Raw genomic sequence first — 22,339 nt, 5'->3', positions numbered from 1 at the left:
TTATTGGTTTTGGTTAATGGCCGGAGAGAAATCTTCGGCCATTTTTGTGTTACAATCCTAGAAAGTCACTGTAATTATATTAAATTTAACCTTTTAAACCCTAACCATTATATGACATCTTCAAGATCATTTACATTTACAGAAGACTGGGTAGTCGTCATTTTGGGGATTGCTACCATATTTCTCGCACTCTCAGGAGTTGTTGCGCCGGTACCTAGTTTTTCGTGGAGTAATTCCGCCGAACTCGTCGCAACAGTTTTCGAACCGACAAATTTAATGAAGCTTTTTGACCAATTTATTTTTGTATTCGTTACCGCGATATTGGGCGCCTTTCTTTTGGGGAAATCTATAAAATATTTATTCGTTGTATTTCCTGTTGTATTTATCCTTACCGTATTTGCATTGGTGCTGGCAGGGAATGCAACGGTTAAAGAATACAATCTCGAAGCTGTAATTTTTAGTTTGGTTATCGGTTTAGTCATCAGCAATTGCTTTAAACTGCCTAATTGGTTTAAAGAGGCGCTCAGTACGGAGCTCTATGTCAAGATAGGCCTAATTCTGCTCGGAACCACCGTGATTTTCGGGGATATCCTCAAAGCGGGATCCTTGGGGCTTGTTCAAGCACTGGCTGTCGTACTGTCTGTTTGGTACTTTGCGTTCTGGATCTGTAAAAAGTTAAAGATTGATAAAGAGATGGCCTTGATGTTGTCGAGTGCAGTATCCATTTGTGGTGTTTCCGCAGCGATAGCAACTTCGGGAGCAATTAAAGGCGATAGCAAAAAGCTTTCTTATGTCATTTCATTGGTCCTTATTACAGCGATTCCAATGATGATTTTCATGCCTTATATGGCGGAGTGGATGGGCTTGTCGCAAGAAGTTACCGGTGCCTGGCTCGGCGGGAGTATTGATACCACAGGTGCTGTTGTGGCATCGGGTTCCCTGGTAGGAGAAGAAGCGCTAAAAATCAGTACCATTGTGAAATTTTCCCAAAATGTATTGCTGGGGCTAGCTGCTTTTGCTATCAGTATTTATTGGACTTATGCGAAATCGGTTGATGATGAAACAAAACGGGATAAACCTACGCTGAAAATTATATGGGAACGTTTTCCGAAGTTTGTGCTGGGATTTGTATTTGCATCGTTGCTATTTTCTTTCGTAGTATCCCCCGAAAAGATTGATGCGGTGAAAGGAAGCTTGAAGAACTTACAAGGACTATGGTTTACCCTTGCATTTACATCCATTGGTTTGGAAACGAACTTTAAGGACCTATTTCTGCAAGATAATAAGAAGCCACTATATGCCTTTCTGATCGCCCAGACTTTTAATGTTATTATTACCTTATTGATTGCCCTGGTGCTCTTTCGCTAAGTCGGTAAGTGTTTCAATGTAAAATCGACCGTTATATGTGACTGTTAAGATGGCCGTCCAAACCAGGACGGCCTTTTTTATGCTTTTCATCATGAGCTTATGAATAGTGTTTCTTTTTCTGATTCGTAGCACAGATCTTCGTTTTTTATAAAATCGCTTGCTTCTTGATTTTCGCTGGATAGTTGGGGAGTAGGGTGGTTGCCTTCTTGATTTTTTTGATGCTGAAAGAAATTCGAACCGCTTATTTTTGCTTTAACTGTCTTATAATAAAGGTTTAATGGGTTTTTAAAAAAAAATATTATTAAATCTATCAAACTAGTAGTCTTTTAAAAAATATTTATATATTTGTATCGTTATCTGATTTACAGGTAAATAGGAAGGCGAGGAAAAAGGACTGACTTGATTATGAATCGAACTAGCAATAGCATTTGATCTTTCATAGATATAAGTGTTATTCGCTTTTTAAAATTGCAGCGCGGTAGGCCTATACAACTCAATCGTGTATGGAAAAGGTAAATAAAAGAAAATAACAAGATAAAAAGAATGAAACAAAATTACTTTTCAAAAACAAGTTTATTGGTTGCTTCGGTAGAAGGAGCTGTTGTTGGCCTAGAAAGTTGCCAAAAACGAATGTGTTGTTAAAATTTCTCTCTTACACTCTCTTATATTAGAAAAGGGAAGCCGAGGCTTCCCTTTTACCAAGTTTTAACAATGAAGCAAGTATCGATTGGCGTTGGCACTTGTTTTAAATTCACCATTAAACTGAATAAATTTATGAAAAAAAATGCTATTTTTCGAATTAGCGTCATTTTTAGCTTGCTTTTAACAGGTTCTTACCATACCTACGCGCAAGTAGAAAACCCTAAACCTATTATAAATGCCTCATTGACAGGTACCATAATTGACGCCGTAACAAAAGAACCCCTGCAAGGCGTGACGGTTCAGTTGGAGGCCGTTACACACCAGGTGAAAACCGACAGTAAAGGAGTTTTCCAGTTTGTAACAGGACAAAAATTACCTTTTTCATTGATTGTATCCATTGTTGGTTATCAAACCCGTCATATTGTGGTGGACCATTCTCCGGCAGTAATCGAGCTTACGCCGCGGTTGGAAGCATTGGATCAGGTGGTGGTAACAGCGCGCCGTCGTAAAGAGCAGTTACAGGATGTTCCTATTCCCGTATCGATTATTCGTGGCGCTGCATTGGAAGATGCAGGCGCCTTTAATGTCAATCGACTAAAAGAGCTTGTACCTACAGTTCAGTTGTATGCATCGAACGCACGTAATACGACGCTTAATATCCGTGGATTGGGCTCAACTTATGGCCTCACCAATGATGGGATCGATCCGGGTGTAGGATTTTATCTTGATGGTGTATATATTGCCCGCCCTGCCGCGACTTGGCTGGACTTTATTGATATCGACCAGATAGAGGTACTACGTGGACCTCAAGGTACACTCTTTGGAAAGAATACAACAGCAGGTGCATTTAATATAACCTCACGTTTACCACAATTCACACCTGAAGCCAATGTGGAAGTGAGTTATGGAAACCAAGGTTTTATTCAGGCGAAGACGTCCATCTCAGGACCGTTGGCCAAAAACCTGGCTGCGAGAGCTTCATTCTCTGGCACACAACGGGATGGAAACTTGTTTAATGTACATACCAATAGAAAGATCAATGATATCAACAACCTGGGCTTTAGAGGGCAATTGCTGTTTACTCCAACCGAAAATATCAAACTGGTGCTTTCGGGTGATGTGTCATCACAAAAACCTGATGGTTACGGCTGGGCGGTTGCCGGAGTTGTAAAAACACAGCGTGCAGACTACAGACAATTTGATGCAATTATTAAAGATCTGGGCTACGAGTTGCCTTATAAAAGTGCCTTCGAGCGTAAGATAGATTTGGATACTCAATCTAAAGCTGACAATAAATTGGGTGGGGTCGCATTGAATGCCGATATCAAGATTGGCGAAGGGACACTGACCTCAACCTCTGCGTGGCGGACATGGACATGGGTTCCGCTCAATGACCGCGATTACTTGGGACTTCCGGTATACACTGTTTCAGCAGGTAATTCTGTCCATAACCAGTGGTCGCAGGAATTCAGATACTCTGGAAAGATCAGTGAAAAGGTCAGCGGGGTTGTTGGTTTATTTGGCCTTTGGCAGGATCTGGGGACAGATCCCGTACATACCGAAGAAACAGGATCTGCCTTTTGGCGTTTTCAAAAAAGCTCTACCAGTGCTTTGTGGCAGACACCGGGATTATTTGACAATTTTGGAATCAAGACCGTTTACGGGATTAAAAGCACAAGCTTGGCAGCCTATACACAGATTGATTGGGCTGTGACGCCAAAATTACATATCCTCCCAGGTTTGCGCTACAACTACGATAAAAAGGTGGCTAACTACGATAGGCAGACCTATGGCGGTTTGCAGACCTCAGACCCTGCACTGCTTGCCTTAAAGAACGGTGTATATACCAATCAGACTTTTGATGTTAATGCGGATGCAGATAATTTCTCTGGTCAACTCTCCGCAAGATATCGCTTCAATCCAAAGATAAATGCTTACGCAACGTATTCCATCAGCTATAAACCTGTCGGTATCAACGTCGGTGGATTGCCGACAGCTAATGGAGCAGTGTTGCTGGATCTCGCTGAAGTAAAACCTGAGGCTGTCCGCCATAAGGAAATTGGTGTGAAGACGAATCCAACACGCAATTCACTGCTCAATCTGACCGTCTACCAAACGGATATCAAAGACTATCAGACTCAAGTGCAGACGCCTGAACCGGGGGTAAACCGTGGTTATCTGGCCAATGCCGAGAAGGTGCGTGTAAAGGGAGTTGAATTGGATGGAAACATCAACATCGGACATTTTCTCCGATTGAATGGAGCGCTAGCCTATACAGATGCCAAGTATGTCAAATTTACCAACGCACCTGTCCCTTTAGAGGAGGTTGGCGGAGCTCAGGCTTTTAAAGATATCTCTGGCGGCGCCCTTCCTGGTGTTTCCAAATGGTCTTGGTCGCTGGGTGGCGAAGCAAATAAAAGCGGTAAGCTGATTGGGATTAATGGATCTTACTTTTTGGGTGCAGACCTATTTCACCGTTCTAAATTTTCGTCCAGTTCTTCACCATCCCAATACCTAAATATTGATGCCTATTCGGTCTTGAACGCCAGGCTAGGATTCAGGGGATCGAATGGTATTTCGGTGTTTGTGTGGAGTAGAAATCTAACCAATAAAGATTACTACGAGCAGTTGCTGGCGGCACCGGGAAGTTATGGGCAATACGCAGGTGTAGTTGCGGATCCAAGGACTTATGGCGTTACACTGCGATACAATTGGAAACAAGGTAATTAAATCCGTAATTCATAGTATATTCTTATCGACCGTCTCCATTTCATCATGGGGACGGTTTTTTGTTTTTTTACTAATTTTCAATAGCTCCTTTTATTATATATGGAAATTTGTATATTAAATCATCATTAAGGTGAATGATTTGCGCATGAACGAAAAAGAGCTTTTACAACACTATAAAACAAGCGGCGACTTGTCTACACTGGGGAAACTATATTCGCCCTATATGTCTTTGCTTTATGGTGTGTGCTTTAAATACTTACAGGATCCCGATCGTAGTCAGGATGCTGTGATGCAGATATTTGAAGAACTGATACCGAAGCTTCGTCAATATGAAGTCGATAATTTTAAGAGCTGGTTACACGTTTACAGTAAAAATTATTGCCTTATGCAATTACGTAAGGATAAGCGGACGACGCAGGTTGATATTGAAAACAATTTGTTTGAAAGCGAACAAAAGCTAAATGATACCAGTGAAGCGAAGTGGGAAGAAAAGGATTTCGAGAAACTGGAAGGCTGTATGCAAACTTTAAACCGCGAACAAGAGGAATGTGTACGTTTGTTCTATCTCGAGCAAAAATGTTATAAAGATATTGCAGATTTGACTGGATATGACTTGAATAAGGTCAAAAGTGCTATTCAAAATGGAAAGCGCAATCTGAAGATCTGTATGGAAAGGAAAGAAAATGGAAAATAATTATCAATTATCAAGGATCCATAATTACATCCATGGTTTGATGAGTAAGGAGGAGATGTTTCAGTTGGAACGTGAAGCCTTGGAAGATCCCTTTTTACAAGATGCCATCGATGGTTACCGATTACAAAATGGTGTGGATGCCCGGCAATTGAGCCTCTTACAACAGCGCCTCAATCGTAGGGTGGAAGATACTGTTGCAACACGGCACGCCCAGTATTTCACATGGCAGCGTTTGGCCATAGGTGCAACCGCAGGTGTGCTGTTTGTGACTTTATTGGCCCTCTTATATTTTAGGCATTTTAGCAGTAAAGCAGACCGTACAACGGATGTGGAATTAAGTGAACCTGAGAACAAGGTGTCTGTTCAACCTTTGCTGGACGGTGGCGACGCAACACCGCGTGAAGGCTGGAAAACTTTTGAACAGTACCTCAATCAGAAGTCTGGAGCGCCTGTAGGAAGTGGCGAAATTATTGTCAATTTTACAGTCGACAAAAATGGAGTGCCCACTAATATTAGTGCCGAAGGACAACCCGATCAGTCACTCATTAATGAAACGGTTCGCCTGCTACAGAATGGACCAAAATGGCAGGGAACAGAAGGACGGCTGAAGATCACTTTTCCTGTCAAGGATGAAAAAAAGCAAGCACAAGCAAATGTGATTAAACCACCGGATTGTTTTGGAATTGAAATGAAATAGAGATTGATGTTTTAAATAACAGCCCATTTTGTAAGAAGTGGGCTGTTATTCTATTGGAGAGGAATACAGTTTATTCTTCCCAGCGAATTTTTTCCTCAATTGGTGTACGGTTCGGTTCACGTGGCTCAGATTGATGATGCCCTAAATAAAATAGACCGATACATTTTTGATTTTCTTCGAGATTTAAGAAACCACCCAAGTGATTGATTAAACCTGGGGTTGCCCAGTATCCGCCGATATTTAGCGAGTGCGCAGCTAACCACATGTTTTCAACTGCAGCAGCGGTACAGGCCAGCTCTTCCCATTCAGGAACTTCTCCCGTATAGTTGACAACAATCGCAATGGCAACGTTTGACTGGGTTGCTTTTTTACCCATGGTTATTTCTGTTGCCTCCGTGTATTTCTCTGTTGGTGTTACCGATTTGTAAATACGTGACAATTCGGCCCCTAAACGTTCTAACCCCTCTTTACGGAAGATTACAAAACGCCAAGGTTGTGTTCTTTTATGGGTCGGAGCCGCGTTAGCGGCTTCCAAAATATTCAAGATATCTTCTTTACTGACTTCTTCTTCTGTAAAAGAAGCTTGAAATACGGATCTTCTGTAATGTATCGCTTTTAATACGTCGTTTTTCATTGTTAATTATTTATGCGTGTCTACTTTTTAATTCTATAAATGAACCTGTTATACTCAGTTATTTGCTCAGAAATTGATATTATTTTGGGCATACACAATGCCTTTGGCAGGATGAAGTCCAACTATGCTTTCTCTTCCCATAAAGATACGACATGTAGAATTGTTTTAACAGCTTTTTCCATATCTTGTACCGCTACCCACTCTTGTTTTCCGTGGAAAGCATGGCCTCCGGCAAAAATATTCGGACAAGGTAAGCCCATAAATGAAAGGCGCGAGCCGTCTGTTCCACCACGGATACTTCTTCTTTCAGCCACCATTCCTGCGCGGTTGATCGCCTCCATGCCGATTTCCATGATTTCAGGATGCTGATCCAGCACTTCTTTCATATTACGGTACTGTTCTTTTACAGCGAAAGTATACGTACAATTTGGGTATTTTCCCACGATAGATTTTGCTATTTCCTCCAGTTCGTCTTCGTGTTTCTTGAGATTGGCGGTCACATGATCGCGTATGATAAACTGAATTTCTGCTTTTTCTACCGAACCGCTGATATGAACAGGATGTACAAAACCATCTTTTTTACTGGTACTTTCAGGGGAAAGCCGATCTTTTGGTAATGCATCAATTACTGCACTGGCAATTTTGATAGCACTTTGCATCTTCCCTTTGGCAAAACCCGGGTGCACAGATACACCATGAATAGTCAACGTTGCCCCATCCGCTGAAAATGTCTCATCTTCAATAGTACCTGCTCTTTCACCGTCCATGGTATAGGCAAAATCTGCTGCTAAACGTTTTAGATCTGCTTTATCAACACCTCTACCAATCTCTTCATCAGGCGTAAAAAGTATTTTGATATCACCATGTTTGATTTCAGAATGTTTCATTAATAAACGGGCCGCATCCATAATTTCCGCCACACCAGCTTTGTCATCTGCACCCAATAACGTGGTGCCGCTGGCAGTAATGATATCATTGCCAATTTGATTGGCCAGGTCTGGATGCTCAGCGTATTTGATGACAATACTATTGTCGTCAGGAAGCACCAAGTCTTGTCCCTGATAGTTTGTGTGTACCACAGGTTTAACATCCTTCCCCGAAGAATCCGGAGAAGTATCCATATGAGAACAAAAGCAGATAACAGGAACTTGCTTTGTAGTATTGGAAGGGATGGTTGCATAGATGTAGCCATTTTCATCCATTGCCGCGTCTGAAATACCTAACGCTAACAATTCCTTTACCAGTAACTCTCCAAGGTTTTTTTGCTTTTCCGTGGAAGGACATGTTGGTGAATTTGCATCAGATTGTGTGTCAATCTGTACATAGCGTTGAAATCTTTCGGATACCGAAAAATCACTTATGTTATTGATATCAAATGTGCTCATTTTCTAATAGCCTTAATGTGATAAGGGCGATCAAACTTAGATAAATTGCTTTTTATTTGCAATTTAATTTGGTTGCATTTACAAACAAATTGTCCCTACTCCATGGGTTTAATTCTATTTATTAACAAACCGATAGGAACTGAAACCTATAGGAGCGGATACGACCTTATTTGCCGTTGAAGGGAATTTATTGCTACATATAATTGCATTGGCGCTTTTGAATACTAAAGTTTTACCCTTCGATATTTGAAAAGAAATCTTGGATCATTCCACATCAAAAAAAAGACCTATCACATATCGTTGACAGGTTCTTTTTTAATTGTATTCGTTCTCTATTTCTTTTCATCTGCGTAACCAAATACCTGCTGTAAGATATTGGTATTTCTACTGCCACCTATGTTCTGCCTAATTTTTGACTCTTGTTCGGCAACTTTGATGAAAAGGCCGTCAATTGCTTTCTGCGTAACGTAGGCAGTAAGATTTGTCTCCACTTTATTGCCTAAAGGGAGGTTGTTGTAAGCTGAGGTCAATTGTGTCCAATACTGGTCCACATTGTTTGCACCCATGGCAGATTTGATAACAGGACTAAATTTGTTCGTTAACTCCGTCGATGTATTTGTTTTAAAAAACGTTGTCGCAGCATCTTCTTTGCTGCCTAGAAGAATATTGGTCGCATCTGTAATCGTCATCTTCGAAAGTGCATTGACAAATACAGGGGCAGCCTCTTTAACGGCTCCCTCAGCAGCTCTGTTCATGCTCTGTATAAACTGATCGCATAATTTTCCCATACCAACAGCGCGAAGCGTTTTTTCTACTTTCTGTGCTTCGGCAGGCATCAGAATCTTTACTGCTGCGTCACCCAAAAAACCATCTTTCTTTGCTAAAGATTCGATACTCAGATTTAAACCATTGCTTAAAGCCTGTTTGATCCCCAAAGAAGCATCTTTGTTAGATAAAGAGGTCAAGGTATTGGATTTCGATGCTGCTGCTTTAGTATTTGAAGCTGTAGTGGTTTTAGTACTGTCGGTTTGGCCCTGATTTGCTTTTGTAAATGTCTCACTGATTTTCTTAAAAATCTGTGCGTCACTTGCATTGGAATAAAGTAGTCCTGAGACAAATAGTGTACCATATAATAGTGGAAATTTCATCATGTTATTGTTTTGCTGTCAAAATTAAACATATCGACTGTTAATCTATGTGAAAGTTTAACCCAATTTCTAGGAACCATGGCTATTGTCTAGCATCGTAGCAGATAGGCTACAGCAATCTGTAGAGATCGTACGGATGCATCACCCCAAATCATCAATTGACGCAATTTAAACAAAAACAGCAGGTCTTCATCGGACCTGCTGTTTTTACGATAGGATTTCTTCACGAAATATTATTTCCAGGAGAGTGTCGTTGCCACTGGAAAGTGATCTGAAGGGAATTTATTCATATACGTGTCCGTTAGGATACCATATTTTTTAACCTGGAAAGGTTTGGTAATAAAAATATGGTCAATGCGGCCTGTTGGTCTGATGCTTTTTCCCCAGCCATTGAAGGAAGAATTGGGTTCGTATTTGAATGCTGCCAATTCATGTACGTCAGTGACTACTTTGCTGTTTGCTAAGGTGAAATAAGCTTCATCCTTTTCATCCACATTGAAGTCGCCGGTTAAAATCAACGGTAGATCTTTGGCAAACTCTTTTGCTTTTGCCAAAATCAATTTGGCACTTTCGGTACGTGCTGTACGACCGATATGATCAAAGTGTGTGTTCATAAAGATAAAGCGTTTTTTGTTGGCCTTATCCTCAAAAATACCCCAAGTACAGATCCGCGGTAGTGCTGCATCCCAGCCTTTATTCGGGTGTTCGGTGTCGGTTGCTGAAAGCCAAAAAGTTCCACTCTTTATCGCTTTAAAGCGATTTGTATTGTAGAAAATAGCGGAGTGCTCACCTTCCTGAGCGCCATCATCGCGTCCAACTCCCACGTAATCAAATCCAGGAAGCAGCTTTTTAAGATCTTGAACCTGATCAAAGAATCCCTCCTGAATACCAAAAATATCGAAGCCGTGATATTTGATCAGATTAGTTAACGGAACTTTACGGTCGTTCCACATGTTGTCCACATCGACAGTGTTTCTTTGGCGAATATTATAGCTGCCCGCAATAAATTCTTGGGCATAAGATAGAAAGGAAATGCAGAGCGCTAAAAATAGAAAAAGACTTTTTTTCATGAATAGTTTCGTTTTTAAATGTTGGTGATTTGTTAATGACCACGATGTCAACCTTTTTAATTAATCAGCTGATTGTGGGGCATAACTATGTTAAAGCATTCTTATTTCTTTAATATGCGGAGTAACAATTCAGGCTCATCCGTTGTAATAAAATCAATATTCTGATTGATTAAATTGGTCATCTCCTCAGCAGTATTTACTGTCCATGCGTTCACTTTCATACCAAGCTGATGCGCATCTTTTAACCAAGTGCCATTCTTTTTGAAAACCGAAAAGTGATAATCCAATCCATTTATTCCAGCAGCCTTTACCTCAGCTGGAGATTTGTCGCCCGTAAGGTATTGGATATTGGCTTTGGGAGCAAGTTCGTGAATCTTTTGACAAGCCTCAAAGCTAAAGGAAATATAGTCGGTGACTTTCTCCGCCTTTAATTTTTTGACCATTTCCACTGTTTTTGCGGTCGCTTCAAGCGTACGCTCGACGCCGAGTTTATTAATTTTTAATTCAAGGATAAGACGTAAACCCTTCAATTTTTTTCCGGCGTTAAGATATTCTTCCAAAGTGGGAATAGATTCACCGTTAGGATGCTTCTTCTCCAAAAGTTCCTTGTATGTTGCTGTAGCAATATCGATACCATAGAAATCATTGTCATGGTTGACAACCAATATGTTGTCTTTGGTCAGATGCACATCAAACTCGGACCCAAAAAGCTTGAGATCGTGAGCAGCAGTTAACGATGCAATTGAATTTTGGGGAAGGTGGCTGTTTTTCCATACGCCACGATGCGCAATGGCTTTAGTTTGTGCAAATAATGCCGAAGATGAGATCACCATGGCTAGCGTAAGGCAGCTAAAAATATGTTTTTTCATGCTATAATTATGTATGAGTGTTTGTTTTAAACGGTATAAATTATCCGTTTCACCCGTTTATTTATTCCTGTTTTTGAACAATTAATCTTGAAGCTTATAAGCTAAACCGCATAAGAGCACCACTGATCATATCATTATTTCTTGCGAATAATTTCTAAAGCTGACGTTATAGAAAGCAAAAAGTGGTACTTTTTATCTCGATGTACAAGATCTAAAGTACCACTTTTATATTTAGTAATTGTTAAGTGTAATTTATTTTTTACCATTCCATTCGGCTATAAACTCATCTAGAAAGCTGAGCATATAATCGTGGCGATGTGCTGCTATTTTCTTCGCGGCCTCTGTATTCATCTTATCCTTTAGCAATAAGAGTTTTTCGTAGAAGTGATTGATTGTAGGAGCTTCCGAATGTTTGTACGCCTCTTTATCCTTATATTCCTGTACGGGAATGTTAGGGTTATACATCTCACGTCCCTTGTTTCCGCCAAAGCTGAATGCGCGGGCAATACCAATGGCTCCGATGGCATCCAGGCGATCCGCATCTTGTACGATCTCCATCTCTTTTGAATGGAATGACACTTCGCCTAAGCTTGCTTTGAAAGACATGTTGAAGATAATTTTTTTAACATGGTCAATGATCTCAGGCGAAATTTCTAGACTTGCCAAAAACTCTCCGGCAACACGAGGGCCTACAGTTTCGTCGCCATCATGAAATTTACTGTCAGCGATGTCATGTAATAGCGCGGCCAATTCGCAGACCATGACATCTGCCGTTTCATTTTCTAAAATTAACTTCGTATTGTTCCATACGCGTTGAATATGCGACCAATCGTGGCCTGCTTCTGCAAATTTCAATCGGTCTTGCACAAATGCTACTGTGCGCTCAATAATGTTATTCATACAATACTTTTGTTTTTTCGCGAGTACCCTCGTATAATTCGTATTCTAATAATCTACAATCTAATTTACCATTATAAAACTCTATCCTTCGGGATGCACGCAGCCCAATTTTCTTTGCCAAATCTGGATTCCCTGTAAATATATAGCCTCTATACCCTTTGCACTCCTGCTTCATGAAATCCCCCATACGCTTGTAGGTAATTTCCAGTTTGCTGTGCGTGCCTAGGCGTTCACCGTATTCAGGATTGAATAAAATAACGCCACCTTCCTCTTTAGGAACGTGTGTTTCGGCAAAATCGCATACTTCAAATGAAATTAATTGTTCCACGCCGGCAGTCCTGGCATTCATCTTGGAAACATTGATCGCCTCTTCCGAAATATCACTAGCAATAATTTGTGGGGCCGCTTTTTTATTGATCTGATCTTTCAGTAGTCTGCGCTCTTGGAAGAACACAGTTTCATCATAACCGATGAAATGCATAAAAGAGTAATTCATGCGCAGCAAACCCGGTTTCCTGTTTGTTGCAATCAGAGCGGCTTCGATTGCTAACGTTCCAGAACCGCACATCGGGTTCACAAAAGGAGAATGACCATCCCATTTGGACGCAATAATAGTAGAGGCTGCCAGAGCTTCTAACATAGGCGCTTTTCCAGGGATCTTGCGATAACCATGTTTTGCTAGGGTCTCACCGGAAGTATCGATAAAAATTTCTGCGCGGTCATCTTTCCAATACAGGTGTACAACAGCTTTATTGTTGTCTGGACCTGAATTAGGACGCATACCCTTTTTTTCCTTAATGCGGTCCACGATAGCATCTTTAACCTTGACGTTTGCAAATAAAGGTGTGCTGATTGTTTCATTGTCCACATTGGAGCTGACCGAGAAGTATCCGTCAAATTGAATGAGTTCTTCCCAGGCAATTTGACTTAATTGTTCATAAAGCTCCGTAGGATTATTTGATGTAAACTCTTTTAACGAATACAAAATTTGCGATGCTGTACGTAGGTTCAGATTCAGCTTGATCGTATCATTTATACTAACCTTTAACTCTACTCCTGTAGGAAATGCCCTGACAATGTCAAAACCTAACTCTTTAACTTCCTGCTGCAAATAAGGTGATAAGCGCTTATTGCACGTTATAATAACTTTATTGGGGGTGTTGAAAACTTCCATCATATTTTGTACAAAGTTAATTAAACTCTTCCTCAAAAATTGCTTAATTTTACGCTTTAATATTTATTTTTTTGATTATGGAAATTAGAGGAAAAGTACACGAGATAGGAGCGACACAACAAGTGACAGAATCATTCAAAAAACGCGATATGATTGTAGCTTATGCCGAAAACCCACAATTTGTTGAGTACATCCGTTTTGAAGCTACACAAGACAGAACGTCAATCTTTGATAACTTAGCGATTGGTGAAGAGGTAGAAGTATCTTTTAATCTTCGTGGTCGTCCCTGGACGAATAAAGATGGCGTAACAACTTATTTTAACTCATTGGTTGCATGGCGTGTAACAAAATTGGGTAATGCTGCTCCAGCACCTTCTTCCCCAGGTTACGCAGATATGCCTGCTCCTGTAGATTTAGCTGGTTCATCAGATGACGATGATCTACCATTCTAATCGGAATAGGACTTATGCAATACCCGCGGTAGCGGTAAAATAGATTATTTAAACTGTAAGCAATACAGTTATTTACAATAAAAAAGGCTTCTTCAAGAAGCCTTTTTTATCATATAGATAGCCCAATACCAACCGCTACTTTTCTTGGCGCTGAAATTGCTTGCTGTTGGATGTTTTTAAATCAAAAAATAACAGCTATGAAATTACCCGTATTCTATTTTTGCTTAGCAGCGATTTCGCTAAGTGCTTGCAATCAAACCTCAAAAAATAGTCAGCATACAGCTGCAGATTCTGTTACACATGAGACTGCGGCTGCAGATAATGCCCATACATCGCAAAATTCGCTGGATTGGCCCGGTACCTACGAAGCTACTATTCCCTGTGCCGACTGTGAAGGAATCAAAACCAACATTACCTTAAAAAGTAACAACACATTCACTATTGTGAGTGAATATATTAATAAAAATACCAAGGTTGAAGATACTGGCAAAGTCATGTGGCACGACAACGGGACAGTTGTTCATCTCACAGGGAAAGAAACCAATATAAAATTAAAGGTAGGGGAAAATAAGCTGATCGGACTGGATCAGGAAGGTCATGAAATCGATGGTCCCAACGCACATCTTTATGTTTACAATAAGGTTGAAGGAGAAAAATTATAAAACAAAACTCCGTTGCTTGACTTAGCCACTGACATACTTGCCATACGGAACTTTCCGTAATAGGTAGGTCAATAAAGCACTTGCCAATAGCGTGATCACCGTTGCAGCCGGTATCTTCCACATCGTGGACAACGGAAGCAGCGGATGGATATAATTCAGCAATAAAATATGGCATAAGTAAATGCCAAAGCTGTGAATGTCGATAAATTCCCAGAAGGCGTTGAGTTGTTCTGGGAGTTTAAGGCGTTGAACGAAAATAAATAAAAAGCCGGCGCTTAAGGCAATATTCGGCGAAAGATAATTGTAGAGTGTCGGATCAAATTCCCCTCGTGATACACTCAGATAATATGTTCCTGCAGTAGTTGTCAGACAGCATACCAGAAAAAATGTAAAACTCGACAATTTTGCCATCCCAACCGGGTAATTGCGCAGATAATGACCTAAGACCAAATACCCCATATAGCCCGAGAAAAAAGTCAAATCAAAATTAGGTAGGACACTATTAAACCATTTATTCATGAAAAATAACGCTGCAAACCACAACCCCAAAAAGATCTCAAGCTCTCTTTTACTGCAGTTGCCCACAATTTTACGGATAAATGGCACTGCAAGGTAGAGCCCAAGTATCATATATAGATACCAAAGGTGTGCATTCGTTCCTGACTTTAAGCGAATTAACACAATGTTAATAACTTGTGGAAAACCGATATAGTTAAAATCAATGTAACGAATGAAATAATAGACAAGATAAACGACAGTCCAAAAAAGAAAAGGCGGGACAATTTTTAACAGACGTTTTCGGTAAAACTGTCCCGTGCTTTCGTCTTTCTGTAGCAGCAGTGCGCCTGAGATGATGACAAATAGGGGTACTGCAAAGCGCGAGAAGCTATTGAGCCAATTGGCATAACTCCAGTCGAATGACTCAAATTCGTTGCTGTTTAGGTAGCCCGAAGAGGAATGAATCAAGATAACGAGGAATATCGCAACAATACGAAGTACACTGATATAACTGGTTCGCGCCATTTGATTATGCTATTTTTATTGACTTTTACTGTCGTAGACTTTCAAATACAACAGGGTTAAGAGTGCACCAATGCTCGCCATACCCACACCAACAAGCGACGGTGTGTTATAAGCTAAACCCAAGGTTATTGGAATTCCACCTAAAAATGCACCTAAGGTATTGCCAAGGTTAAAGGCGGCCTGACCACCTGCCGCAGCCAGTGTTGCCGCTTCTTTTGAAGCGCGAATTAACATCAGTTGTGTCGGCGAACCAATAGTGAAGGACACCAGTCCGGTAATAAAGGCCAGTGGATAGGCTGTCCAGCCCAATGGCGAAATAAAGTAAACCATCACAAGGCATAGCGCCATGGCGGAAAAACTAGCAATCGCAGCTTTGGTTGGGGAGATTGTATCCGCCAATTTTCCACCGATAAGATTCCCGAAAAACATACCAACACCGATCAGGATCATAATCAGTGGCACACGATCAGCAGCGATACCCGATACATTGGTCACCAAAGGGGCGATGTAACTGATCCAGGCAAAAAGTCCACCGGTGCCGATGGCGATAATAGCCATTAATAGCCAGGCAATTTTTTTGTTGAAGAAGTTGAGCTGACTAAACATGTTATTCCCCTTGGAAGCTTCAATTTTTGGCATCCAAGCATATATTGCTGCAAAAGTGATTAAACCCAATATACTGATAATTCCATAGGTCAACCGCCATGAATAATGATGACCGAGATAGGTTCCTAGCGGTACTCCAGCCAAATTGGCAATGGTCATTCCTGTAAACATAATGGATATGGCCTGGGCTTCTTTTCCTTTCGGCGCCAAGCGAGCAGCAACAACAGACCCAACACCAAAAAATGCACCGTGCGGAAGCCCTGCCATGAAGCGGGAGAGGCTGATCAAAAACTGTCCCGGTGCGATACTAAAAAGGCCATTGAAAATAAAAAACAGCAGCATTAAGAACAGCAATACCTTCTTTGGAGGATATTTTCCCGTAAATAGCACTAATGTGGGGGCACCGACAACGACACCTAGTGCATAGAGTGCAATCAGATGGGCGGCTGTAGGGATCTCAATACGAAGATCTTGGGCAATATCCGGCAAAATCCCCATCATCGTGAATTCGGTCATTCCGATGGCGAGCCCGCCAAATGCCAAAGAAATAATTCCTTTGTTCATTGTGTTTTAAGGTTGAGGTTGTACGATAATGGTACGAAGATAATAAATAGATTGTACTAAAAACTACTGATACCTTTTTTGAGGGACACAGGTAATATTTTTAGTTTTTCTTAAGATGATTTGACGTTGATCTAACCTGCTTTCCAGTACGACCGAATCAGCAGCATGATAAACGACTTTAAAGCGGGGGATATACTGGCCGGAAAGATAACAGCCAGAAATCTTTTGCTTGCCATTTTCTTTGGTATAAATACCATCGACAAGGATAGAGTCCCCACGCAAAACATAAATACCCTTTGCATGTTCTGTCCAGGATCCATCTTTGTAACAGCTATCCGGTATTGTCTGTACTTTATTGTTGACGTGCATCGTCGCGTAAACAGAATCACAGGTAAACTTGAAATCGGTCAAAGTATATTGCATCATCTGCTGTTGTCCTGGAATACTGTCTTGGACCCATTCTCCCTGTAAAAAGGGCGCGCCTTCGCTCTGCATATCTGAATTGAATTTGCAGGCTGTACAAAAGAAAAACATACCTATGGCAAATGCCAGTAGGTATGTCTTCGTTTGTATATTTTTTATTGAAATAAAATTCACAGCTTATTTTAAACTTCCAACCATATCTTCTGGTTTAACCCAAGCATCAAAGTCTTCAGGAGTCACATAACCCAGGCGTACGGCTTCTTCTTTAAGCGTAGTCCCATTTTTATGCGCTGTTTGCGCGATTTCTGCTGATTTGTAGTAACCAATTTTTGTGTTTAGCGCTGTTACTAACATCAATGAGTTGTCTACCAATTCTTTGATGCGTTTGTAATTAGGCTCAATACCTGCAGCACAGTGCTCTTCAAATGAAACACAAGCATCACCCAAAAGGCGAGCAGACTGCAAAAAGTTTGCCGCCATCAATGGTTTGAACACGTTCAGCTCATAATGGCCCTGTGTTCCACCAATGGTGATCGCAACATCATTACCCATTACTTGTGCCGCCACCATCGTCAAGGCTTCACATTGTGTCGGATTAACTTTACCTGGCATAATGGATGATCCTGGTTCGTTCTCAGGGATCAAGATTTCACCGATACCAGAGCGTGGGCCAGAAGCCAACATACGGATGTCATTTGCTATTTTATTTAAGGCTACAGCCAATTGCTTCAATGCACCATGTGTTTCAACAATTGCGTCGTGAGCAGCCAAAGCCTCGAATTTGTTTTCAGCAGTGACGAAAGGTAGGCCGGTAAATTCAGCGATATATTTAGCAACGACAACATCATAGCCCTTTGGTGTATTTAATCCTGTACCTACAGCAGTACCTCCCAGTGCAAGTTCAGACAAATGCGAAAGTGTATTTCTCAAAGCTTTCAGACCATGGTTCAATTGAGCAACATAACCTGAAATCTCCTGACCTAGCGTCAACGGAGTAGCATCCATTAAGTGTGTACGGCCAATTTTTACAACATTTTTAAACTCCTCCGCTTTTTTAGCCAAGGTGTCACGCAATTTTTCTACGCCTGGAATGGTCACTTCTGCCACAGCTTTGTAAGCTGCGATATGCATTCCGGTAGGGAAAGTGTCATTCGATGATTGTGATTTGTTTACGTCATCATTTGCTTTTAACACAGGCTCGCCCTCACCGATTTTATGTCCAGCCAGCACTTGCGCACGGTTTGCCACAACTTCATTCACGTTCATATTGGATTGCGTGCCCGAACCTGTCTGCCAGATAACCAATGGAAATTGATCATCCAATTTGCCCGCTAAGATTTCATCACATACTGCAGCAATTGCATCCCGTTTCTCCACAGATAATACACCCAGCTCGTGATTAGCATAAGCGGCTGCTTTCTTTAAATAGGCAAAGCCTGCGACGATTTCGTGTGGCATAGACGCTGCCGGTCCAATTTTAAAGTTGTTGCGTGAACGCTCTGTCTGTGCACCCCAGTATTTGTCTGCAGGTACTTGAACTTCACCCATCGTGTCTTTTTCAATTCTGAATGACATAGTATGTAAGTATAAATAAAACGTAAAATTAAAAGTACATGCGCCAAGCACATCATACATCAATCACAAAGTTACAGGATAATACAGTAAAGAACAAGGATTAATAATAATACTCCCAATAAGCAGATCTTAAAAACCAAGCCGTTTTGTCAAGGATTCATTCACATGATAGAATACCTGTTTCGGCTTTAATGTTCGCCAAGCAAGCGTATTCAAGCCACCACCAAAATTAATGTAATAATCTATATTCTGTTGTTGGAACTCTTCGATCACATGTTCACGGAAACCAATGCCTGCAATCCAGCCATCCTCAATATCCTGAAACCATTCCTCATAGTATGAGTCGTCTGAAGCATGAAAATTCAGTACATTCTCGCCGATTACAATAAAATATTTGATACCCTGACTGATCAATACATCAATAATTTCTCGCTTGAATAACATAATATCATTGTAGATGGCATCATTCCATTCACCAATCAGTTCGATAATGCAATAGTGTTTCTCATAGTCGACAAACAGTATTTTTAAATATAAAGTAAGCGAACCAAATTCATCCCATTGCGGATGCAGGAGAAAATTATAGACCTGTTTATCAAAATCGAATTCACTATAGATCGTGCCATAGAAGGGCGATTGTTCATCTTCAGCGGCAATGTAATAATCCCGCCAATTGTAATAAGGTTCGATTTCGTGCATACCAGTTGAATCTTTTTCCACTCAAACTAAGATAAATTTACGCGGATTTGCAAGTTAAATTGAGGCATAATACTGTTTTGAGCAAAAGATCGGAAAAGTCCTACGGCTTGCTCTTCGATTCATCGAAAGTTTGTCGGGATGGAATTGAACGGACGCATGGCACTGACAGGCTGTTCTAAACCACAGAATGGATTTTTAATTTTTAATGTAAAAATATGGTTCACGTACTCGTTTAACCGAATAAACTTATTATTTTTGATCAGGTAATGAATGTTGAATAATTTTTCTCTTCTTCGATAATTCAGGAAGATTTCCCATGCAAAAAAGTATTAAAAGAAATATTTTTGTAGCCGCTACATATGCTGCAGTATTGCTTCTCGGCTTGCTGTTGGGACAAAATTATGCTGAAGAGCAAGGAAGTAACCAAAAAACAACCTTTTCAAGTTTACGCTCCAACGGAAATTCGGATAAACTGCAATATCTCATTCAATTAATTGCTGAAAATTATGTCGATAACGTCAGTATAGATACCGTTCAGGACGAAGCCATTGAGCATGTAGTTTCCCGCTTAGACCCTTTTTCCACATTTTTGAAACCAAATCAAGTACAGGCCAAGCAGGAGACCCTTGAAGGAACATTTGACGGTATTGGAGTAGAGTATTTTCGCTTGAAAGATACCCTGCTCGTCGTTGGGATGGTTGCTGCAGGGCCTGCTGAGAAAGCAGGAATGCGTATTGGTGACCGCATTTTAAAGATCGGAAATAACGACCTTGTCGGAAGAAAAGTGACCGAAAACGAAATAGAAAAACTGATCCGTGGAAAGAAAGGAACAGCGGTATTGATTTCCATTCAGCGTAATGGAGTGGTATTGAGCAATCCAATAAAAGTGATTCGTGATCAGGTCAATGTTTCGAGCTTAGATGCATCCTATATGATCGCTCCAAAAACAGCTTATGTTAAAATTCGGAGGTTTGGACATAAGACGGCAGACGAATTCAGGCAGTCACTCATTGACTTACGAAAAAGTGGAGCGCAAGATCTTATTTTAGATTTACGTAATAATGGTGGTGGGTTTGTGCACACGGCAATTGATCTAGCGGGTCAATTTTTTCAGGAAAAAAGACTCCTGATGTATACCGAAGGAGCCAATGAGCCACGTCAGGATTTCTATTCCGAAAAGCCTGGCGAGTTTGGCGATGGCCGTGTCATTGTGCTGATCAACGAAAGCACTGCCTCAGCAAGCGAAATTGTGAGCGGCGCTCTTCAAGACCTGGATCGGGCAACAATTGTCGGACGTAGGTCGTATGGCAAAGGATTGGTACAAGAGCAATTTGATTTTTCAGACGGTTCGGCAATCAATTTGACCGTGGCACGTTACTATACGCCGCTTGGAAGATGTATTCAACGAAAATATACACGTGCCAATTTTGATGCAGCAAAATACATGACAGGCTTCGATCTTTGGACAATGGATACCGAATTTAGTCAAAAAGAAATGTTTACAACCAGCAAAGGAAAGCTTGTGTTTGGTGGTGGCGGTATTCTTCCCGATGTGACCATCCCGATTGATACCAATGAGACCAGTGCCAAATACCGCGAGATCTTTCATTCCAATGCAATCGAAGAGTTCGTTTATGATCGATTCACAAAACATCTGCCCGCATATTCTATCGAGAATTTTATAAGCGGCTACCATTTGCCTGCGGCAGAATTTGATCTATTTATTTCATATCTCAATAGCCAAAAGCGTATTTCGGTAACGTCCAGAGAAGCTGCAAATTTACATGATATCATTCAATCCGATATCGAAGCATTAGTAGGACGCTATTATTTTGGCCGTGAAGCCTACTATAAAATCAAAAATAGAAGAGATAAATTTATCGAAATAGGGCTTAAAACATTAGGGTATCAAATGCCTAAGGTTTAAGTCTAAGATCAGCCCATACCGGATAGTGATCTGATAATTTCTTTTTGACGATCTGATAGTTCATCACCTGAAATTTCTGGCTTGCAAAAATATAATCAATCTGAAAGATCGGTAAAAGGGAATGATGCGTCACGCCCCAGCCATTACCTTTCTCCTTAAATGCATTGTACATACCATCTCCAATCAGATTGACCGAGTAGCTCATCGGCGTATCATTGAAATCACCTACGGCAATATAAGGATATTGACATTCATTCATATGCTTCTTTAATGAATGTGCCTGTTCACTCCGCAGTTCGAATGCATTCTTCAGTTTGCGACTCAGTCTACGTGTTCTTGAATTATCCAACTCATTAGTATTGGATAAATTCTGAATGAACTCTTTGTCTTCATTTTGAAGTGCAAAAGAACGGAGATGTATATTGTAGAGGCGAATCAAAGTATCCTGTTTTTTGACATCGACATAACTGATTCGATTGATCCCGTAATCGTTGTCTCTTATAGTGCCTGAATCATAAATCGGGAATCGTGAAAGGACAGCCATTCCATAGGCCTCGTAATCATTTTTAGAGCTAGGTTCGAAGAAAAAGTAATCGTAGCCGAGCTTGTCTTTAAACTCTTCCGAAAAAACATGCTTTCCTTTAATTTTACTAATATATTCCTGAAAGCAGATCACATCGGGAGATATACTGTCGATAATGCGAACAACATCGGCTTTAAAGTTTTTTTTCTCATCGTTTACCGTTTTGAATAAATGTGCATTGAAGGTCATGATGCGCAGCGTACGTGTTTCCGACGAGACAGGGGCATTCTCCTTGCGAATATTCCAATGTTTAGTTAAAAAAGGCCAGCCGATTAGGATTGTAACGAATGAATAAAGTGCAATTTTTCGTTTGCGGAGTAGCCAGTAAAAGATAAATCCAATATTAATAAGCAGGATCGGAAGGTAGCCTAAGCCCATAAATGCAATTGGCCAAAAGGATTTGGGATTAATGAAGGTCGCCGAATAGCTCATGAGTAATGCAACGATCGCAAGCACATTTGCCAGGAACATTGTTTTACTTATAAACCCCAGTTTTCTCCTTAAAAATGTCCTT

At 40.7% G+C, this 22,339-nt stretch carries 20 protein-coding genes; 7 read left to right on the top strand and 13 right to left on the bottom strand.

From position 1 onward, the window contains the following. Nucleotides 1-111 precede the first annotated feature (111 nt). From B2107_RS17865 to B2107_RS17850, 4 genes are all read left to right on the top strand, one after another. Nucleotides 112-1,368: a YeiH family protein gene (locus B2107_RS17865; RefSeq protein ID WP_293957083.1), complete on the top strand. Its 1,257-nt coding sequence runs from the start codon at nucleotides 112-114 to the stop codon at nucleotides 1,366-1,368. Nucleotides 1,369-2,142: 774 nt separating this feature from the next. After that, on the top strand, nucleotides 2,143-4,740 hold the full coding sequence (locus tag B2107_RS17860) for a TonB-dependent receptor (RefSeq protein WP_293957082.1): 2,598 nt from the start codon (nucleotides 2,143-2,145) through the stop codon (nucleotides 4,738-4,740). 145 nt (nucleotides 4,741-4,885) lie between these two features. Continuing rightward, nucleotides 4,886-5,434: an RNA polymerase sigma factor gene (locus tag B2107_RS17855; protein WP_075994424.1), complete on the top strand. Its 549-nt coding sequence runs from the start codon at nucleotides 4,886-4,888 to the stop codon at nucleotides 5,432-5,434. After that, nucleotides 5,424-6,131 (top strand): hypothetical protein, encoded by a 708-nt coding sequence (locus B2107_RS17850; protein WP_293957080.1) that lies wholly within the window; start codon nucleotides 5,424-5,426, stop codon nucleotides 6,129-6,131. The genes B2107_RS17855 and B2107_RS17850 overlap by 11 nt, the downstream gene beginning before the upstream one ends. Nucleotides 6,132-6,201: 70 nt before the next feature. On the opposite strand, the gene B2107_RS17845 is transcribed toward B2107_RS17850, so the two are convergent. The 7 genes from B2107_RS17845 to B2107_RS17815 all read right to left on the bottom strand — a co-directional run bounded on the left by B2107_RS17845 (nucleotide 6,202) and on the right by B2107_RS17815 (nucleotide 13,311). Next, nucleotides 6,202-6,765, bottom strand: coding sequence for a nitroreductase family protein (locus tag B2107_RS17845; protein ID WP_293957079.1), 564 nt, complete (start codon nucleotides 6,763-6,765; stop codon nucleotides 6,202-6,204). A gap of 122 nt (nucleotides 6,766-6,887) precedes the next feature. Beyond that, the gene (gene pepT, locus B2107_RS17840) at nucleotides 6,888-8,150 is read right to left on the bottom strand and encodes a peptidase T (protein ID WP_293957077.1); all 1,263 of its coding nucleotides are present in this window, start codon (nucleotides 8,148-8,150) and stop codon (nucleotides 6,888-6,890) included. A 332-nt stretch (nucleotides 8,151-8,482) separates the two neighbouring features. Beyond that, the gene (locus B2107_RS17835; protein ID WP_293957075.1) at nucleotides 8,483-9,298 is read right to left on the bottom strand and encodes a DUF4197 domain-containing protein; all 816 of its coding nucleotides are present in this window, start codon (nucleotides 9,296-9,298) and stop codon (nucleotides 8,483-8,485) included. Between the two features lie 233 nt (nucleotides 9,299-9,531). After that, nucleotides 9,532-10,368 carry an endonuclease/exonuclease/phosphatase family protein gene (locus tag B2107_RS17830; protein WP_293957073.1) on the bottom strand — a complete coding sequence of 279 codons (837 nt, stop codon included), beginning with the start codon at nucleotides 10,366-10,368 and terminating at the stop codon, nucleotides 9,532-9,534. 101 nt (nucleotides 10,369-10,469) lie between these two features. Continuing rightward, entirely contained in the window at nucleotides 10,470-11,237 is a 768-nt protein-coding gene (locus B2107_RS17825) for a glycerophosphodiester phosphodiesterase (RefSeq protein WP_293957072.1), read from the bottom strand. A 252-nt stretch (nucleotides 11,238-11,489) separates the two neighbouring features. Next, complete coding sequence (locus B2107_RS17820) at nucleotides 11,490-12,137, bottom strand: HD domain-containing protein (protein WP_293957070.1); 648 nt, start codon at nucleotides 12,135-12,137, stop codon at nucleotides 11,490-11,492. Beyond that, nucleotides 12,130-13,311 carry a THUMP domain-containing class I SAM-dependent RNA methyltransferase gene (locus tag B2107_RS17815; protein WP_293957352.1) on the bottom strand — a complete coding sequence of 394 codons (1,182 nt, stop codon included), beginning with the start codon at nucleotides 13,309-13,311 and terminating at the stop codon, nucleotides 12,130-12,132. The genes B2107_RS17820 and B2107_RS17815 overlap by 8 nt, the downstream gene beginning before the upstream one ends. Nucleotides 13,312-13,388: 77 nt before the next feature. Between B2107_RS17815 and B2107_RS17810 the strand changes: the two genes are divergently transcribed. Together B2107_RS17810 and B2107_RS17805 are read left to right on the top strand one after the other, a co-directional pair. Then, nucleotides 13,389-13,763, top strand: coding sequence for a DUF3127 domain-containing protein (locus B2107_RS17810; protein ID WP_070570272.1), 375 nt, complete (start codon nucleotides 13,389-13,391; stop codon nucleotides 13,761-13,763). Between the two features lie 197 nt (nucleotides 13,764-13,960). Beyond that, a complete protein-coding gene (locus B2107_RS17805; RefSeq protein ID WP_293957068.1) occupies nucleotides 13,961-14,425 on the top strand; it encodes a copper resistance protein NlpE in 465 nt (154 codons plus the stop codon). A gap of 21 nt (nucleotides 14,426-14,446) precedes the next feature. On the opposite strand, the gene B2107_RS17800 is transcribed toward B2107_RS17805, so the two are convergent. The 5 genes from B2107_RS17800 to B2107_RS17780 form a co-directional block, all read right to left on the bottom strand. Then, nucleotides 14,447-15,448, bottom strand: a complete 1,002-nt coding sequence (locus tag B2107_RS17800) for an acyltransferase (RefSeq protein ID WP_293957067.1) — start codon at nucleotides 15,446-15,448, stop codon at nucleotides 14,447-14,449. Nucleotides 15,449-15,463: 15 nt separating this feature from the next. Then, on the bottom strand, nucleotides 15,464-16,618 hold the full coding sequence (locus B2107_RS17795) for an MFS transporter (RefSeq protein ID WP_293957065.1): 1,155 nt from the start codon (nucleotides 16,616-16,618) through the stop codon (nucleotides 15,464-15,466). Between the two features lie 63 nt (nucleotides 16,619-16,681). Beyond that, nucleotides 16,682-17,113, bottom strand: a complete 432-nt coding sequence (locus B2107_RS17790) for a fumarate hydratase (protein ID WP_293957064.1) — start codon at nucleotides 17,111-17,113, stop codon at nucleotides 16,682-16,684. Between the two features lie 105 nt (nucleotides 17,114-17,218). Then, nucleotides 17,219-18,616 carry a class II fumarate hydratase gene (fumC, locus tag B2107_RS17785; RefSeq protein ID WP_293957063.1) on the bottom strand — a complete coding sequence of 466 codons (1,398 nt, stop codon included), beginning with the start codon at nucleotides 18,614-18,616 and terminating at the stop codon, nucleotides 17,219-17,221. 129 nt (nucleotides 18,617-18,745) lie between these two features. Further along, nucleotides 18,746-19,315: a hypothetical protein gene (locus tag B2107_RS17780; protein ID WP_293957062.1), complete on the bottom strand. Its 570-nt coding sequence runs from the start codon at nucleotides 19,313-19,315 to the stop codon at nucleotides 18,746-18,748. 316 nt (nucleotides 19,316-19,631) lie between these two features. On the opposite strand from B2107_RS17780, the gene B2107_RS17775 reads away from it, so the two are divergent. Further along, nucleotides 19,632-21,242: a S41 family peptidase gene (locus B2107_RS17775; RefSeq protein WP_293957061.1), complete on the top strand. Its 1,611-nt coding sequence runs from the start codon at nucleotides 19,632-19,634 to the stop codon at nucleotides 21,240-21,242. On the opposite strand, the gene B2107_RS17770 is transcribed toward B2107_RS17775, so the two are convergent. Beyond that, nucleotides 21,232-22,296 (bottom strand): endonuclease/exonuclease/phosphatase family protein, encoded by a 1,065-nt coding sequence (locus B2107_RS17770; RefSeq protein WP_293957060.1) that lies wholly within the window; start codon nucleotides 22,294-22,296, stop codon nucleotides 21,232-21,234. The genes B2107_RS17775 and B2107_RS17770 overlap by 11 nt on opposite strands. Between the last annotated feature and the right edge of the window lie 43 nt (nucleotides 22,297-22,339).

This window comes from Sphingobacterium sp. UBA7855 (genome assembly GCA_002500745.1).
Classification (GTDB): domain Bacteria; phylum Bacteroidota; class Bacteroidia; order Sphingobacteriales; family Sphingobacteriaceae; genus Sphingobacterium.
This window is presented reverse-complemented; position numbering and strand designations above follow the sequence as displayed.

Bases quoted from the DNA above. Each gene is read 5' to 3' on its own strand.
- B2107_RS17865 (WP_293957083.1), top strand. From the start codon at position 112: ATGACATCTTCAAGATCATTTACATTTACAGAAGACTGGGTAGTCGTC.
- B2107_RS17860 (WP_293957082.1), top strand. From the start codon at position 2,143: ATGAAAAAAAATGCTATTTTTCGAATTAGCGTCATTTTTAGCTTGCTT.
- B2107_RS17855 (WP_075994424.1), top strand. From the start codon at position 4,886: ATGAACGAAAAAGAGCTTTTACAACACTATAAAACAAGCGGCGACTTG.
- B2107_RS17850 (WP_293957080.1), top strand. From the start codon at position 5,424: ATGGAAAATAATTATCAATTATCAAGGATCCATAATTACATCCATGGT.
- B2107_RS17845 (WP_293957079.1), bottom strand. From the start codon at position 6,765: ATGAAAAACGACGTATTAAAAGCGATACATTACAGAAGATCCGTATTT.
- pepT (WP_293957077.1), bottom strand. From the start codon at position 8,150: ATGAGCACATTTGATATCAATAACATAAGTGATTTTTCGGTATCCGAA.
- B2107_RS17835 (WP_293957075.1), bottom strand. From the start codon at position 9,298: ATGAAATTTCCACTATTATATGGTACACTATTTGTCTCAGGACTACTT.
- B2107_RS17830 (WP_293957073.1), bottom strand. From the start codon at position 10,368: ATGAAAAAAAGTCTTTTTCTATTTTTAGCGCTCTGCATTTCCTTTCTA.
- B2107_RS17825 (WP_293957072.1), bottom strand. From the start codon at position 11,237: ATGAAAAAACATATTTTTAGCTGCCTTACGCTAGCCATGGTGATCTCA.
- B2107_RS17820 (WP_293957070.1), bottom strand. From the start codon at position 12,137: ATGAATAACATTATTGAGCGCACAGTAGCATTTGTGCAAGACCGATTG.
- B2107_RS17815 (WP_293957352.1), bottom strand. From the start codon at position 13,311: ATGGAAGTTTTCAACACCCCCAATAAAGTTATTATAACGTGCAATAAG.
- B2107_RS17810 (WP_070570272.1), top strand. From the start codon at position 13,389: ATGGAAATTAGAGGAAAAGTACACGAGATAGGAGCGACACAACAAGTG.
- B2107_RS17805 (WP_293957068.1), top strand. From the start codon at position 13,961: ATGAAATTACCCGTATTCTATTTTTGCTTAGCAGCGATTTCGCTAAGT.
- B2107_RS17800 (WP_293957067.1), bottom strand. From the start codon at position 15,448: ATGGCGCGAACCAGTTATATCAGTGTACTTCGTATTGTTGCGATATTC.
- B2107_RS17795 (WP_293957065.1), bottom strand. From the start codon at position 16,618: ATGAACAAAGGAATTATTTCTTTGGCATTTGGCGGGCTCGCCATCGGA.
- B2107_RS17790 (WP_293957064.1), bottom strand. From the start codon at position 17,113: ATGCAGAGCGAAGGCGCGCCCTTTTTACAGGGAGAATGGGTCCAAGAC.
- fumC (WP_293957063.1), bottom strand. From the start codon at position 18,616: ATGTCATTCAGAATTGAAAAAGACACGATGGGTGAAGTTCAAGTACCT.
- B2107_RS17780 (WP_293957062.1), bottom strand. From the start codon at position 19,315: ATGCACGAAATCGAACCTTATTACAATTGGCGGGATTATTACATTGCC.
- B2107_RS17775 (WP_293957061.1), top strand. From the start codon at position 19,632: ATGCAAAAAAGTATTAAAAGAAATATTTTTGTAGCCGCTACATATGCT.
- B2107_RS17770 (WP_293957060.1), bottom strand. From the start codon at position 22,296: ATGTTCCTGGCAAATGTGCTTGCGATCGTTGCATTACTCATGAGCTAT.